Raw genomic sequence first — 14,330 nt, forward strand, 5'->3', positions numbered from 1 at the left:
TGTGGTTGTTTTCCTAGCCGCGAATGTACTAAAAAACGAATAACCGAAAAAGGGGAAATTACCCTTAAAAACAATTATGTTATGACTTTCTTTTTACTAATGAAAATAGATTGATTATAATCCAGGTAACAACAGCTGGAAGCAACCAGGCTAGGCTATACTTTCCAAGGGGAAGCGCCTCTAATAAAGGTTGTACAGATTCTCCCATACCTATGGACGCCAAAAGATCAGGAATACTAAAAATGATGGTAACAATAACCACTATTTTGAAAGTGAGATCTGAAGTGAAATTGTCGGGTATGGCATTAAGCAGAATTAACACAATAGTAATTGGATAGATAAGCATCAAAGCAGGTACTGCAACATCAATAATATAATGCACATCAAACTGCCCCATTACCACTCCCAGAATACATCCTACAATAGCGGTGATTACATATGCTTTTTGGGATTCTCCCAGAATGCCTTTCATAAAATCGGCTGTACCCGTAACAATACCAACAGCAGTTGTAAAACAAGCCAAACCAACCAAAACACTTAAGCAGGATCTACCAATATTACCCAAGGTTTTTAAACTTAATTCGGAAAGCAAACCGATTCGGGAAATGTTTGGATCCACTTCAGCACCAAAAAGAGCTCCATTATAGATCATCCCTGCATAAATGATAAAGAGGCCAAAACCAGCAACAATTCCTGAACTAATGATTAGACTGCGTATCCTTTCAAAATTTTCCTCTCCTTTGATTTTGAGTGAAATAATAATCACTCCACCAACAACTACCGCACCAATAGCATCAAAAGTTTGATAGCCTTCTAATAATCCTGTAACCACTGGTGTCTCAAAAGTTGAAGGATTCAGAGTTGGATCCAAAGTTCCAAAAACACCTAGTGCTACAATAGATAGTATTACAATAAATAATATAGGAGATAAGAATTTCCCCAGTAGGCTTAATATTTTTGATCGATTGAGTACAAATAGGAGTACCAATGCGAAATAAATTCCGCTGGTTAGCCAAGCGCTAGTGCCAAAAAATGGTTGAATAGCCATCTCGTGAGTTACCGATGCCGTTCTTGGAGAAGGTAAGGTAATCGAAATCAAATACACCAATACACAATATACAAGACTAAATCCCGGAGAAACCCTTTTGGCAAAATCCAACATTGTTCCTTGTAATCGAGCATGAGCTACGATCCCTAATATAGGGATAAGCACTGCAGAAATAACAAAACCCAAAGTAACCATCGACCAGGATTCTCCAGCTTTAAGTCCCAACAGTGGGGGTAGCATTAGATTCCCCGCACCAAAAAACATAGAAAAAAGAGCAAATCCTGCAACGAAAGTTTCTTTATTAAATCGCATTTAATTAGGTTTATGTGCCTAAAAATAAAATTTCAAAATGACTTTGACGTACAAAGGGATCAAAATAAATTATAAGAGCACCGGAAAAGGGAGACCGATTGTTTTTTTGCATGGATTTCTAGAGAATATAACCATGTGGGAAGAAACTATTGCCGTACTCGAAAACTCCTATCATTGTATTGCAATTGACTTATTGGGTCATGGAAATACCGAATCTTTAGGATATATTCATACCATGGAAGAAATGGCATTAGCCGTTAATACAGTATTAGAAGAATTAAAAATAACTGATCCTACCCTAATCGGACATTCTATGGGAGGATATGTTTCGCTTGCTTTGGTAGAGCTTTTTCCTAAAAAGGCAATGTCATTAGTACTGCTTAACTCTACATCTTATCCAGACAGTGAAGAACGTAAAATCAGCAGAACCCGTGCCATCGATATCGTTAAAAAAAATCCTAACGCCTATACCAGCATGGCAATCGCTAATCTTTTTGCTGAAAAAAATAGGATTGCTTACGAACCACAGATCAAACGAATAAAAGAACAAGCATCTAAAACATCATTGCAAGGAATTATTTCGGCATTAGAAGGCATGAAAATCAGAAAAGATCGATCTAATGTCCTTAAAGAATTTAATGGACCTAAAGTAATTTTTGCTGGAGAAAAAGATCCTGTTTTATCATTTTCTCAAAATAGTAAAGAAGCCAATTATGCTAATGTACATCTCATTTCATTTGACGGTGGGCATATGACCTATATTGAAAACCAAAAGGAGTTTATGACTGCTTTACAAAATCATCTACAGAACCCTATACAAGTAACGGCTTAGTCACAAAATTATCAGATGAAATACATTTTTTTTAGCCAAAAAACCTATTTTTTGGCTTTTTTTAGTTAAAAAACAACATCTGAAGACAATTTTTTCTTACAAAATTTAGTTTATGTCAAAAAAAATATTATTATTGTATTGATAATGAACCCATAACGCCCTTCTATGCACTTATAACCCCTAGAAAATATGAAAAAGTCTACCCCTAGTTCTACGTTCTCCTTTTCCAAAATCTATTGTTCCCTATTTGGTCATGACTACGTTCTTTCTAAACATGTTACCCATCATATAAAAGAATATACTTGTTCGCATTGTGGAGAGCAAGCAACAACAAATAGCAGAGGTCGTTTGGAAGTGTTAACCCCCAAATTAAAAGAGATTAATAATGCTCTAGAACAAGTGCATGCGAAAAAAGCGGCCAGAAAAGAAACAAAAACTACTCCTTTTCAAGCAGCATCATAGTATAATTCTACTCTTCTTTTTTAATAGGATTCCACCCTTGAGCTTGTAACTCTATTTTCTCATTGGCTCGAGTGACTAATCCCATTCCGTCATTCTTATCAGTCATGTGCCCGATCACCGTTAAATTGGGATTTGCTTTTATTTTTGGATAATCCTCTTGTTTTATCGTGAATAACAATTCATAGTCCTCACCACCGTTGAGGGCTACTGTAGTACTGTTTAAATTAAACTCTTCGCAAATTGAGATTACTGCCGGGTCCAAAGGTATTTTTTCTTCGTAAAGATGTACTCCTACTTTAGATTTTGTACACAAGTGTATCGTTTCCGAAGACAAACCATCACTAATATCGATCATACTTGTTGGTTGTACTTCTAGTGCTTTAAGCAATTCCGGAATATCTTTACGAGCCTCAGGTTTAAGTTGTCTTTCGATTAAGTAGGTATATTGATCCAAGTCTGGTTGTGCATTTGGGTTTACATTAAAAACCTGTTTTTCTCTTTCCAAGACTTGAAGCCCCATATACGCAGCACCCAAATCTCCAGATACGACCAAAAGGTCATTGTTTTTTGCTCCACTTCTGTAGGTAATTTCTTCTTGCTTGGCATATCCCAAAGCAGTAATGCTTATGATTAATCCTGAAGTAGAAGAAGTGGTATCTCCACCAACCACATCTACGTTATACAAATTGGCTGCTGTTTGAATACCTGCATATAATTCTTCCAATGCTTCTAGCGGAAATCTATTAGATACAGCTATGGATACCGTGATCTGACTTGCAGTAGCATTCATTGCATAAATGTCTGAAAGGTTAACCATCACCGATTTATATCCCAGATGCTTTAAAGGAACGTAAGAAAGGTCAAAGTGTACTCCTTCAATTAGCAAATCTGTACTGATCACACATTTTTGATCTCCAAAGTCCAAAATTGCTGCATCATCTCCTATACCAACATCTGTTGTAGGTTGTTTGATCTCAAAATTCTTTGTGAGATGATCTATTAAACCAAATTCACCCAGTTCAGACAAAGGAGTTCTAGCGCTATTTTTATCTTCTATCATGCTGCAAAGGTAGCCAACATTGTGGTTCTATCTCATAAAAAAATCCCGAAAAATCGGGATTTTTAATATTTACAATTTGAATTTATAAACATTCTCTTTCATAGTTCTGTGCATCGATATCCTCTACAGGAGCTACACCTTCTGTAAATGGAGTATCTGAAATTATCGCTAAGGTATAAGTACCTTCAACTCCAGCACTTAATCCCCAATCTCTTGCGACAGACAGATTGTATGTACCAGCTTCTGAAACAGTTATGTTTGTTATGGAAACGTCTTCATCCTGACCTGTACATCCATAATAAGTAAGACTTCCTTCATTTAATAAATTGGGTCCTCCAAACTGTCCAAATTCTGCAGATAAATCAAGAGATACTACCGACATTCCTGTTACATCTTCTATACTAATTGATATTTTAGAATCTTTTTCGAATTCAAACTGATAAATATCTTCACAATTTTCACCTAGTTCACAATTCCATTGTCCTTCTATTTCAAAAGAAGTTACTCCTACTATTTCCGGGGTTGCATCATCGTCATTTGAACAGCTCGCAAAAGTTATTCCTGCAATGATTAAAATGATTTTTAAAATTTGATTTTTCATGACTTTACTATTTTGTTTTTTATACTTTATTCTTCCTTTTATTGACAGTTAGATTTCCAGGCATTATCATAGCTGTCTCTCAACATACTTCCCAAGGTGGTATTGTTACCATTGGTTAATAACACAGCTTCTACGCCATTTGGAAAAATCATAATACGTGATCGCAATGCTCTACTACAACAATCATCTGCACCTCTTAATCCTCCTTTTGAAAGATACTTGCCATAGGTTCCATCTATGGATTCAGTCAATCCTAACTCCGAATTCAGAATACTTTCTCTTTGTTTCTTAGAAATAATGGTTTCGCTTTGATCGTGTTTAAAAAAGGCCAAGATTTTTGCCAGATCCATCGAAGACAATAACAATCCACCAGATCCTCCATTACGGTACGGATTGCTACTATGTTTCCAACCCAAAGTACCATCAGAAGCATTTTGAAAATCAGGGTTGAATGGCCATTGATACCCCCAAGGATAAATCCCATCATAATAACTCTCTACTTCGTTTGCAGACGATGGAGGGTTGATATTTAAAGGATCAAAGATGTTTTCTTTGACATATTCAAAATACTTATCCGTACATGCGGTTGAATACTCATTGGCAGTCTCATCAAGTTCATAAACGATTTGACCGATCAATACTCTAATCAACGTAAAGTTCCCGTTTTGATACTCTCCGATACGGTTCATCGCAGGAGTAGCGGCTAACCCAGCTAACATTTGAGCTTCGGTAGGCATAATACCAGGAAAAGGATTATCCCCAGGAAAATTGATGGCCGTATTCATTTGTAACAATTTGCGAAATGTCAAATACGCATCAGAATCTACATCAGAATGTGTAGAATGTACCTGTGATTTCCAGGTTTCTGGAAGATAATTAACTACGTTAAACTCCAGGCTTACATTATGCTCCTCCATCGCTTTTAGTAGTGCAACAGTGCCTATAAATTTTGAAACAGAAGCTACATTCATTCGTGTATCCACTGACATGGCTACAGGTCCGTCGCTATCATTTTCATGAATGGCAAACCCTTCTGCTTCGACATGATATAAGTTTCCATCTTTATTAATTACCAATTGATAACCCACATTCGGGTTGTCTTCATTATTTAATCTTTCTTGTAGTCCTTCTACAAATGCATCAATATCAAACTTGGGTGCAGGATCACAAAACTGCTGTGGATCATCTTTTTCGCATGCGCTAAAGACAAGTACATAGATCAATAAACTAAGTGTACTCTTAATAGATGTAATCAACGTTTTCCTTAAAATTGAAGTTTCCATACTTAAAATTTTTAGTGGTTTTTTGTTTTACATCTCTATATCAGATAGGTAAAAATATTGTTACCCTCTTTTGAAAAATTTCCAGCAAAAAATTCAATTACAAATTCATAAATATTTGTTTTTCAGATATTTAAATGAAATGAAAAAAGTTTGGTATCTTTAGTAAAATGATAGTCTCATGAAAAAGTTAAATAGTGTCATCGGCTGTCTCCTTCTTTTACTCATTTTGAGTTGTAGCGGAGATGACGATGCAGGTGCTCCTGTGGATCCAGGTCCGGACCCTGATGCTTCCAACGAATGTATTAATGGTACTGCTGCAGGTTTTTACCCTTGTAATGGTCTTGATTTGGTTTCCTCAATTAATCTGGGAGTCATGGAAGCAGCAAGAGGAAACGATAGCTGGGGTTGGACGGACCCTCAAGACGGAAAAGAATATGCTATTATTGGATTGGATAATGGTACCGCATTTATAGACATCTCTACCCCCGAGAATCCAATATATCTAGGAAAATTACCAACGGCAACGGTTAGTAGCAACTGGAGAGATGTAAAAGTATATCAAAATCACGCCTTTATAGTAAGTGAAGCCCAAGGTCACGGTATGCAGGTTTTTGATCTTACTCGACTTAGAAGTATAACCAACCCTCCGCAAAATTTTACTGCCGATACCCGATTTACAGAATTTGGTAGTGCTCATAATATTGTCATCAATGAGGATTCGGGCTATGCCTATCCGGTTGGAGCAAGAAACGCCACCGGAACCGCATTGATTTTTGGCGGAGGTCCTATTTTTGTAAATATCCAGGACCCTCAAAACCCTGTGGGAGAAGGTGGGTTTACCTCGGTAGGTACGGATCCCTATTCTCATGATGCACAGGTAGTAACTTATAATGGTCCGGACCTTGATTATCAAGGCAGAGAAATATTAATTGGAAGCAATCAGGTAGAGATTGTAATTGCTGATATTACAGACAAAAACAACCCTGTTAATATTTCCAAAATCAGCTATTCCCAGGTAGGGTATACTCATCAAGGTTGGTTTACCGAAGATATGCGATATTTTCTTCTAGGGGATGAATTAGACGAAACCAATGCAGGGTTTAATACTCGAACCATTATATTCGATTTTCAGGATTTAGACAATCCTGCTTTCCACATGACTTATACTGGCCCAACTAGAGCTATTGATCATAATGGATATGTAAAAGACAATAAATTTTATATGGCAAACTATCAAGCCGGATTACGAGTAATTGACCTTACCGATATTGCCAGCGGAAACCTAACCGAAATAGGGTTTTTCGATTCCTTCCCAACGGCAAACAGTGCAAATTTTAGTGGAGCCTGGAACGTTTATCCTTTTTTTGCTAGTGGAAATATAGTAATCAGTGATATCAATTCTGGATTCCTTTTGGTCAAAGAACAATAACGCGTATATGAAAAGAAATATAAAAATTAGCCTGGTGGCTCTTTTAGGCATACTATTGTGTAGTTGCTCGAATGATGATGATAACGACAATTCTGATGTCATTAATTTCCAGGGAGAAATTGATTGGATAAAAACCTTTGGTGGATCCGACGAGGAGTCTGCACGCTCTGTTATTGAAACTTCTGATGGAGGATATGCAGTTTTTGGGTTTACCAAAAGTACAGATGGGGATATTACCGACAAAACCTTGAACGTAAACGACTATTGGTTATTAAAATTAGATGCCGAAGGTACGTTACAATGGAACAAGACTATTGGAGGAAGTGGTGATGATCAGGGTCAGGAAGTCATTCAAACCCGGGATAATGGTTTTCTTATCACCGGATACAGTATGAGCAGTGATGGTGATGCCAGTAACAATGAAGGCTTTCATGACAATTGGTTTGTAAAATTGGATAGCAGTGGTAATATCGAATGGGAAAAAAGCTATGGTTTTGCAGGGCATGATCATAGTTATGCTATAATTCAAACCCAGGATGGCGGATATTTTAGTGCTGGATTTTTGGACATTACGGCTTCTGGAGGAGAAGGAGGCTTGACCAAACATGGTGTAGGAGAGTTTTGGGGTCAAAAAATAAATGCCCAGGGAGAATTAGAGTGGCGTAACTTTTTTGGCGGCACCAATAATGATAGAAGTTACAGTGTGCTTCAGTCTGCGGATGGAGGTTTTGTTATGTTTGGTGCTACAGAGAGCACCGATTTTGATATCACCAGCCATAACGGAAGTTATGATTTTTGGATCGTAAAAATAAATGCTTCGGGAGAAATGGTATGGCAGAAAACATATGGCGGTAGCGGAATTGATATTGCATACGAAGCTGTTCTTGCTGCCGACAATTCTTATGTTGTAGTAGGTCAAACCATAAGTAATGATGGTGATGTAACGGATAACCATGGAGATTCTGATTTTTGGGTGATCAAAATACATGATGACGGAAACTTAATCTGGAAAAAATCCTTTGGAGGATTACAGTTTGATGTTGCAAGATCTATTGATACCACCTTTGATGGTGGATTTGTTATTTCGGGTGCATCAAAAAGTAGCAGTGGCGATCTTAGTGCTAACCATGGAGATAACGATTTTTGGGTGATCAAAATAGACAATTCCGGAAACTTGCAATGGCAAAAGAACTTTGGTGGTGCCGGTTTCGATTTTTCGTATGATGTTATTGAAACCTCAACAGGTCACCTTTTGGCAGTTGGAGAAACAAACAGTAATGATCTTGATGAGGCTGAAAACAAAGGGCTTCTAGACTTGATGATGATCAAAATAAAGTAAGGTCAATAAGAACTAAGACATCTTATAATCTATCTAAAACCAAATGAATAGATTTTATCAATATAGATATATGTTAGATAAATGTTAGGTTTTATGAATAAAATGCACTTATGTAGTATATTTGCAACTCATTTAGAATTAATCTATTTATAAAAAGATGATTAAGGTATCAGACATAGCAAAAAATAAAGTCATCCAATTGATGAGCGAAGACGGGTACAATGTCACTACCGATTATATCCGAGTAGGTGTAAAAAGTGGTGGTTGCTCTGGTTTGTCTTATGATCTGAAGTTTGACAAATCGCAGCAAGATGGAGATAAAGTTTTTGAAGACAACGGTGTAAAAATCATCGTAGATAAAAAGAGCTTTCTCTACCTTGTAGGAACCACTTTGGAATATTCTGGTGGTTTAAACGGAACTGGCTTTGTATTTAATAACCCCAATGCAACAAGAACTTGTGGCTGTGGAGAGAGTTTTTCTCTTTAATTTGGACATGAAAAAAGTCCTGAATCAAATTTAGGATCAAGAAGATGGCATATACTGAAGACGACTTAAAGAAAGAATTAGAAACCAAGGAATACGAGTACGGATTCTATACAGATATAGAATCTGATACATTCCCTGTTGGTTTGAATGAAGATATTGTTCGAGCAATTTCAAAGAAAAAAGAAGAGCCCGAATGGATGACAGAATGGCGACTGGAAGCTTTTAGAATCTGGGAACAGATGGAAGAACCAGAATGGGCAAACGTAAACTACGAGAAACCTGATTTTCAGAATATCTCTTATTACTCTGCACCCAATAAAAAACCAAAATACAATAGTATTGATGAGGTAGATCCAGAGTTATTGGAAACTTTTGAAAAACTAGGGATTTCTCTAGAAGAGCAAAAGAAATTAGCAGGAGTTGCGGTGGATATTGTGATGGACTCTGTTTCTGTTGCGACTACCTTCAAAGAAACCCTTGCCGAAAAGGGAATTATATTCTGTTCTATTTCTGAAGCCATTCAAGAACATCCAGAATTAGTAAAGAAATATATCGGTAGTGTAGTACCGCAAAAAGATAACTTTTACGCTGCATTAAATTCTGCAGTGTTTAGTGATGGTTCTTTTTGTTACATTCCAAAGGGAGTTCGATGCCCAATGGAATTGTCTACCTATTTCCGAATAAATCAAGCAGGAACCGGACAGTTTGAAAGAACACTGGTTATTGCTGACGAAGGTAGTTATGTAAGTTACCTAGAGGGTTGTACTGCTCCTATGCGTGATGAAAATCAATTGCATGCGGCTGTAGTAGAACTTATCGCTTTGGATGATGCCGAGATCAAATATTCTACGGTACAAAACTGGTATCCTGGTAATGCCGAAGGTAAAGGAGGAGTATTCAACTTCGTTACCAAAAGAGGACTTTGCGAGACTAATGCTAAAATCTCATGGACTCAGGTAGAAACTGGATCGGCGGTAACCTGGAAATATCCTTCTTGTGTACTTAAGGGAGATTATTCTGTAGGTGAGTTTTACTCTATTGCTGTGACTAACAATTTTCAGCAAGCCGATACAGGGACCAAAATGATTCATTTGGGTAAGAATACCAAAAGTACTATCATTTCAAAAGGAATTTCTGCTGGAAAATCGCAGAACAGTTATAGAGGACTGGTTCAAATTAATAGTAGAGCTGAAAATGCCCGTAATTTTTCACAATGTGATTCTTTACTGATGGGCAATGAATGTGGTGCTCATACGTTTCCTTATATAGAAGCAAAAAATAAAACTGCTCAAATAGAACATGAAGCTACAACTAGCAAGATTGGAGAAGATCAAATTTTTTACTGTAACCAAAGAGGTATCGATACCGAAAAAGCGATAGCCCTTATCGTAAATGGATTTAGTAAAGAAGTATTGAACAAACTTCCGATGGAATTTGCTGTTGAAGCTCAAAAACTTCTTGAGATTTCTCTTGAAGGTTCTGTAGGATAAATGTAAAATCATCTAAACGACCTCAATGAAACCATCAACTTTACTCATTGCCGTACTGCTCATTATTTCTTCCTGTAAAAAAAACAACTCCGAAAATCAAAATGGCGAAGTTACTTTGATTAGGGGAGAGTTTATTCTAATTGAAGATGCCGCAGTAATTAAAGGGAATGATTTTATTTATGGTGTGGTGATCGACGAAGCGGCTTTAGAATTAGCAGAAAAAATAAAGCCTCTGCAAAGAGAAGAATATGATATGGTTCCTGTGGTAATCAAAGGAGTTATAAAATCCAATCCCAATCAAGGTTGGGGAGAGGTTGTAGAAATAAAAGAAATTGTAGGTGTAAGTGCGCCAACATCAGAATTGCCTACAAAAATTAAGGCTTCTGAAACGCAAAACACCTCTGAAGGAAATTAAATAGAAAACAAACAGAATAATACATCTCTTTATAGATTAAAGAATTATAAGCAATGTTAGAAATAAAGGATTTACACGCTAGTGTTGAAGGAAAGGAAATTTTAAAAGGTCTTAATTTAAAGGTTAATGCCGGAGAAATTCATGCAGTAATGGGACCTAATGGTGCCGGAAAAAGTACACTTGCCAATATCGTTGCCGGTAAGGAAGATTATGAAGTTACCAAAGGAGAAATTCTTTTGGAAGGTGAAGATATCGAAGAGCTAGCTCCAGAAGAGCGTGCTCACAAAGGAGTGTTTATGTCTTTTCAGTATCCCGTAGAGATTCCAGGAGTTACGGTAACTAACTTTATGAAAACGGCAATCAATGAAACTCGCAAGGCACAAGGTCTTGAAGAGATGCCAGCCAAAGACATGCTCAAAAAAATCAGAGAGAAATCTGAGTTGTTAGAAATCGATCGTAAATTCTTATCTAGATCTTTGAATGAAGGGTTTTCTGGAGGTGAGAAAAAGAGAAATGAGATTTTCCAAATGGCAATGATGGAACCAAAATTAGCCATTCTGGATGAAACTGATTCTGGATTAGATATCGATGCCTTACGTATTGTAGCTAATGGTGTAAACAGACTAAAAAGTGAAGACAATGCTATTGTCGTGATTACACACTATCAAAGATTGTTGGATCATATCGTTCCAGATTATGTTCACGTATTATACGATGGGAAAATCGTAAAATCAGGAACAAAAGAACTTGCTCTAGAATTAGAAGAAAAAGGATACGATTGGATTAAAGAAGAGATAAACGCATAAGACCATGGGATTAAAAGATAAATTAGTATCCTCTTTTTTGGCTTTTGAAAACACTGTGAATGTCGATGCGCCAATTCATGATATCCGAAGCCAGGCCATAAAGGTTTTTGAAGAAAAAGGGTTTCCTACAAAGAAAGAAGAGGCTTGGAAATACACTTCCTTGAATGCTGTTTTGAAACATGACTACAGTATTTTTCCTAAGGAAGAAAATGCTTTAGAATTTAAAGACATAAAGAAATATTTTCTTTACGATCTAGATACCTACAAAATCGTTTTTATCGATGGTAAGTATTCGTCTCACCTATCAGAGACTACTCACGATAAAATTGACGTTTGTTTGATGTCTTCTGCTTTGTCGCATGACAAGTATAAGCCGGTAATTGATAACTATTTTAATAAAATAGCACGTCAGGACGGACTTACTTCTTTAAATACTGCATTTTCTAAAGAAGGAGCGTATATCTATATTCCGAAAAACAAACTTGCAGATAAGCCTATACAGATTATTCACCTCTCAACAGGTAAAGAATCTGCTCAAATGTTACAACCTCGTAATTTAATCGTTGTAGAAGAAAATTCTCATGTACAAATCATTGAGCGTCATCAAAGTTTGACTGATAATCCGGTATTGACCAATTCGGTAACCGAAATTTTTGTCGACAAACGAGGAATTGTTGATTACTACAAAATACAGAATGACAACGAACATGCTTCGTTAATCGATAATACTTTTATAGAGCAGCAGGCTCAAAGTGTAGCTTCGGTACATACTTTTGCTTTTGGAGGAAATTTAACCAGAAATAACCTCAATTTTTATCAGAAAGGTGAAGGGATCGACTCTATTCTTAATGGAGTGACGATTATAGAAGGTAAGCAGCATGTAGATCACAATACGTTGGTACATCACACCGAACCTAATTGCGAGAGTCATCAGGACTACAAAGGTATTTTTGACGAAAAAGCTACTGGAGTATTTAACGGTAAGATAATCGTTGATAAAATTGCTCAAAAAACCAATGCTTTCCAGTCTAACAATAACATCTTGTTAAGCGATAAAGCTACGATCAACTCAAAACCTCAGCTTGAGATTTTTGCTGATGATGTAAAATGTTCTCACGGTTGTACTATTGGTCAGTTGGATGAAAATGCATTATTCTACATGAGAGCTAGAGGAATTGGAGAGAAAGAAGCCAAAGCATTATTGATGTATGCTTTTGCCAACAATGTATTAGAAAGCGTAAAAATACCTCAACTCAAAACCAGAATCAACAAATTAATCGCCAATAAACTTGGTGTAAATATTGGTTTTGATCTATAGATAGAACGTATTTAAAAACACGATACAAAAACCAGGTTCTTAACGGCCTGGTTTTTTTATTGTACAGCTTCGGTAACTTCCTGCAAGAACGTATTGAAATCTACTCCTGCATCACCAATAAGTCCAAATCGCACAATTACCAATTCCTTGGACGGAATTATAAATACGCGCTGTCCCTGGTATCCATTTGCTGAAAACATATCTTTGGGTGCATCGGGATAAAAACCTCCCGCATTTAGCCAAAAATGGGCTCCATAATCTCCTTCAGAAGTTGGTGTTGGAGTAGTTACATAATCCACCCACTCTGGATTAAAAATTTGTGTTCCGTTCCAGTTTCCTTTATGCAGATATAGCAGTCCAAACTTCCCCCAGTCTCTGGCAGTTGCCCAGGCATAAGAAGATCCAACATAATTACCAGAAATATCGGTTTCAATAAGCATAGAGTTCATCCCAATTTTGTCGATAAACTCCCGATATGGGAAATCCAAATACTCCTGATAGCTGTTCATTTTTTTGCGTAAAATTCCGGACAACAGATTGGATACTCCAGAAGAGTAGTACCAATATTCACCAGGTTTGGCAATAGCTTCCTTATCAATTTGCGCTTTGGTCATATCGGTATCCAGATATAACATCTTTGTCGCATCAGAAATAGAACCATAATCTTCTTCCCATTCTAACCCACAATTCATTTGCAACAAATCATCGATAGTAATTTCTTTTCTTTCATCATTTTGCCATTCCTCAACAGGTGCTTTATCATGGATAGATATCTCTCCCTGTTTTTGTAATACACCATAGGCTGTGGCCAAAATACTTTTGGTCATCGACCAACCGGGTAGTTTAGAGGTTTGATCCAAACCTTCTATGTATTTTTCTGCAACGATCTGATCTTTATAGATCACCAAAACAGCTCTTGTTTTTTTCACATATTCATCATTGCTATCAAATATCGAGTGTACAGCTTCTTTTATTTTTGGGTAATCCAGATTAGCAAAAACAGTATCTTTCTGTGGTAAGTCACCATAAGGGTAAGACAAGCCTGTATCCGCTTTGCTTCTATTGGGAGTCAAAACGGGGGCATTTTCATCAAAATCATCATTGATCAGGACACTCCCTACGCCTTTGCGATACACTGCCTTTCTTTCTTGTAGACCAAATACCGATGCGATAGACATTTTTTGTTCAAAATTCACCTCGTCATCAGCAAGATGTACCGGCGCAAAATTATTGTCCTTGGTATCGGTAAATTCTACCGATCTTTCTCCAATAAAAACAGAAGAATTCATATGCTTTGCAGAATATCCCGTTAGGATCGTAAGCTTAGGGTAATTAACCACTCCGGCAATACAAATCACAATAATTAAAAACAGCAAGACAAACCCTATACGCTTTATTAATCGCCTCATAAGAAAAAACATTAAACCATTCTAAAAATAAACAATCCT

At 36.8% G+C, this 14,330-nt stretch carries 14 protein-coding genes; 9 read left to right on the top strand and 5 right to left on the bottom strand.

The features are described 5' to 3' along the window. Nucleotides 1–79 precede the first annotated feature (79 nt). Nucleotides 80–1,360: a branched-chain amino acid transport system II carrier protein gene (gene brnQ, locus ACXAGJ_RS04145; RefSeq protein WP_474837399.1), complete on the bottom strand. Its 1,281-nt coding sequence runs from the start codon at nucleotides 1,358–1,360 to the stop codon at nucleotides 80–82. A gap of 37 nt (nucleotides 1,361–1,397) precedes the next feature. Between brnQ and ACXAGJ_RS04150 the strand changes: the two genes are divergently transcribed. Beyond that, complete coding sequence (locus ACXAGJ_RS04150) at nucleotides 1,398–2,192, top strand: alpha/beta fold hydrolase (protein ID WP_474837401.1); 795 nt, start codon at nucleotides 1,398–1,400, stop codon at nucleotides 2,190–2,192. A 189-nt stretch (nucleotides 2,193–2,381) separates the two neighbouring features. Further along, nucleotides 2,382–2,654: a hypothetical protein gene (locus ACXAGJ_RS04155; protein ID WP_473284017.1), complete on the top strand. Its 273-nt coding sequence runs from the start codon at nucleotides 2,382–2,384 to the stop codon at nucleotides 2,652–2,654. A gap of 7 nt (nucleotides 2,655–2,661) precedes the next feature. On the opposite strand, the gene thiL is transcribed toward ACXAGJ_RS04155, so the two are convergent. From thiL to ACXAGJ_RS04170, 3 genes are all read right to left on the bottom strand, one after another. Further along, nucleotides 2,662–3,714, bottom strand: a complete 1,053-nt coding sequence (thiL, locus tag ACXAGJ_RS04160) for a thiamine-phosphate kinase (protein WP_474837403.1) — start codon at nucleotides 3,712–3,714, stop codon at nucleotides 2,662–2,664. A gap of 82 nt (nucleotides 3,715–3,796) precedes the next feature. Further along, on the bottom strand, nucleotides 3,797–4,315 hold the full coding sequence (locus ACXAGJ_RS04165) for a pre-peptidase C-terminal domain-containing protein (protein WP_474837405.1): 519 nt from the start codon (nucleotides 4,313–4,315) through the stop codon (nucleotides 3,797–3,799). A gap of 38 nt (nucleotides 4,316–4,353) precedes the next feature. Beyond that, nucleotides 4,354–5,598, bottom strand: coding sequence for a serine hydrolase domain-containing protein (locus ACXAGJ_RS04170; protein WP_474837406.1), 1,245 nt, complete (start codon nucleotides 5,596–5,598; stop codon nucleotides 4,354–4,356). Between the two features lie 178 nt (nucleotides 5,599–5,776). On the opposite strand from ACXAGJ_RS04170, the gene ACXAGJ_RS04175 reads away from it, so the two are divergent. The 7 genes from ACXAGJ_RS04175 (at nucleotide 5,777) to sufD (ending at nucleotide 12,882) form a co-directional block, all read left to right on the top strand. Beyond that, nucleotides 5,777–7,027: a choice-of-anchor B family protein gene (locus tag ACXAGJ_RS04175; protein WP_474837408.1), complete on the top strand. Its 1,251-nt coding sequence runs from the start codon at nucleotides 5,777–5,779 to the stop codon at nucleotides 7,025–7,027. Between the two features lie 7 nt (nucleotides 7,028–7,034). Then, a complete protein-coding gene (locus tag ACXAGJ_RS04180; protein ID WP_474837410.1) occupies nucleotides 7,035–8,366 on the top strand; it encodes a hypothetical protein in 1,332 nt (443 codons plus the stop codon). 157 nt (nucleotides 8,367–8,523) lie between these two features. Then, nucleotides 8,524–8,853 carry a HesB/IscA family protein gene (locus ACXAGJ_RS04185; RefSeq protein ID WP_474837411.1) on the top strand — a complete coding sequence of 110 codons (330 nt, stop codon included), beginning with the start codon at nucleotides 8,524–8,526 and terminating at the stop codon, nucleotides 8,851–8,853. A 44-nt stretch (nucleotides 8,854–8,897) separates the two neighbouring features. Continuing rightward, the gene (gene sufB / locus ACXAGJ_RS04190) at nucleotides 8,898–10,343 is read left to right on the top strand and encodes a Fe-S cluster assembly protein SufB (RefSeq protein WP_073316067.1); all 1,446 of its coding nucleotides are present in this window, start codon (nucleotides 8,898–8,900) and stop codon (nucleotides 10,341–10,343) included. A 25-nt stretch (nucleotides 10,344–10,368) separates the two neighbouring features. Then, nucleotides 10,369–10,758 carry a hypothetical protein gene (locus tag ACXAGJ_RS04195; RefSeq protein WP_474837414.1) on the top strand — a complete coding sequence of 130 codons (390 nt, stop codon included), beginning with the start codon at nucleotides 10,369–10,371 and terminating at the stop codon, nucleotides 10,756–10,758. Between the two features lie 53 nt (nucleotides 10,759–10,811). After that, on the top strand, nucleotides 10,812–11,564 hold the full coding sequence (gene sufC / locus ACXAGJ_RS04200) for a Fe-S cluster assembly ATPase SufC (protein ID WP_073316065.1): 753 nt from the start codon (nucleotides 10,812–10,814) through the stop codon (nucleotides 11,562–11,564). A gap of 4 nt (nucleotides 11,565–11,568) precedes the next feature. Continuing rightward, on the top strand, nucleotides 11,569–12,882 hold the full coding sequence (gene sufD, locus ACXAGJ_RS04205) for a Fe-S cluster assembly protein SufD (protein WP_473284031.1): 1,314 nt from the start codon (nucleotides 11,569–11,571) through the stop codon (nucleotides 12,880–12,882). A gap of 56 nt (nucleotides 12,883–12,938) precedes the next feature. On the opposite strand, the gene ACXAGJ_RS04210 is transcribed toward sufD, so the two are convergent. Next, entirely contained in the window at nucleotides 12,939–14,291 is a 1,353-nt protein-coding gene (locus ACXAGJ_RS04210) for a serine hydrolase domain-containing protein (protein WP_474837417.1), read from the bottom strand. Nucleotides 14,292–14,330 lie beyond the last annotated feature (39 nt).

This window comes from Aquimarina sp. AWH4_224, from assembly GCF_056160245.1.

Excerpts from the sequence above, each read along its gene's own strand:
- brnQ (WP_474837399.1), bottom strand. The coding sequence starts at position 1,360 with ATGCGATTTAATAAAGAAACTTTCGTTGCAGGATTTGCTCTTTTTTCT.
- ACXAGJ_RS04150 (WP_474837401.1), top strand. The coding sequence starts at position 1,398 with ATGACTTTGACGTACAAAGGGATCAAAATAAATTATAAGAGCACCGGA.
- ACXAGJ_RS04155 (WP_473284017.1), top strand. The coding sequence starts at position 2,382 with ATGAAAAAGTCTACCCCTAGTTCTACGTTCTCCTTTTCCAAAATCTAT.
- thiL (WP_474837403.1), bottom strand. The coding sequence starts at position 3,714 with ATGATAGAAGATAAAAATAGCGCTAGAACTCCTTTGTCTGAACTGGGT.
- ACXAGJ_RS04165 (WP_474837405.1), bottom strand. The coding sequence starts at position 4,315 with ATGAAAAATCAAATTTTAAAAATCATTTTAATCATTGCAGGAATAACT.
- ACXAGJ_RS04170 (WP_474837406.1), bottom strand. The coding sequence starts at position 5,598 with ATGGAAACTTCAATTTTAAGGAAAACGTTGATTACATCTATTAAGAGT.
- ACXAGJ_RS04175 (WP_474837408.1), top strand. The coding sequence starts at position 5,777 with ATGAAAAAGTTAAATAGTGTCATCGGCTGTCTCCTTCTTTTACTCATT.
- ACXAGJ_RS04180 (WP_474837410.1), top strand. The coding sequence starts at position 7,035 with ATGAAAAGAAATATAAAAATTAGCCTGGTGGCTCTTTTAGGCATACTA.
- ACXAGJ_RS04185 (WP_474837411.1), top strand. The coding sequence starts at position 8,524 with ATGATTAAGGTATCAGACATAGCAAAAAATAAAGTCATCCAATTGATG.
- sufB (WP_073316067.1), top strand. The coding sequence starts at position 8,898 with ATGGCATATACTGAAGACGACTTAAAGAAAGAATTAGAAACCAAGGAA.
- ACXAGJ_RS04195 (WP_474837414.1), top strand. The coding sequence starts at position 10,369 with ATGAAACCATCAACTTTACTCATTGCCGTACTGCTCATTATTTCTTCC.
- sufC (WP_073316065.1), top strand. The coding sequence starts at position 10,812 with ATGTTAGAAATAAAGGATTTACACGCTAGTGTTGAAGGAAAGGAAATT.
- sufD (WP_473284031.1), top strand. The coding sequence starts at position 11,569 with ATGGGATTAAAAGATAAATTAGTATCCTCTTTTTTGGCTTTTGAAAAC.
- ACXAGJ_RS04210 (WP_474837417.1), bottom strand. The coding sequence starts at position 14,291 with ATGAGGCGATTAATAAAGCGTATAGGGTTTGTCTTGCTGTTTTTAATT.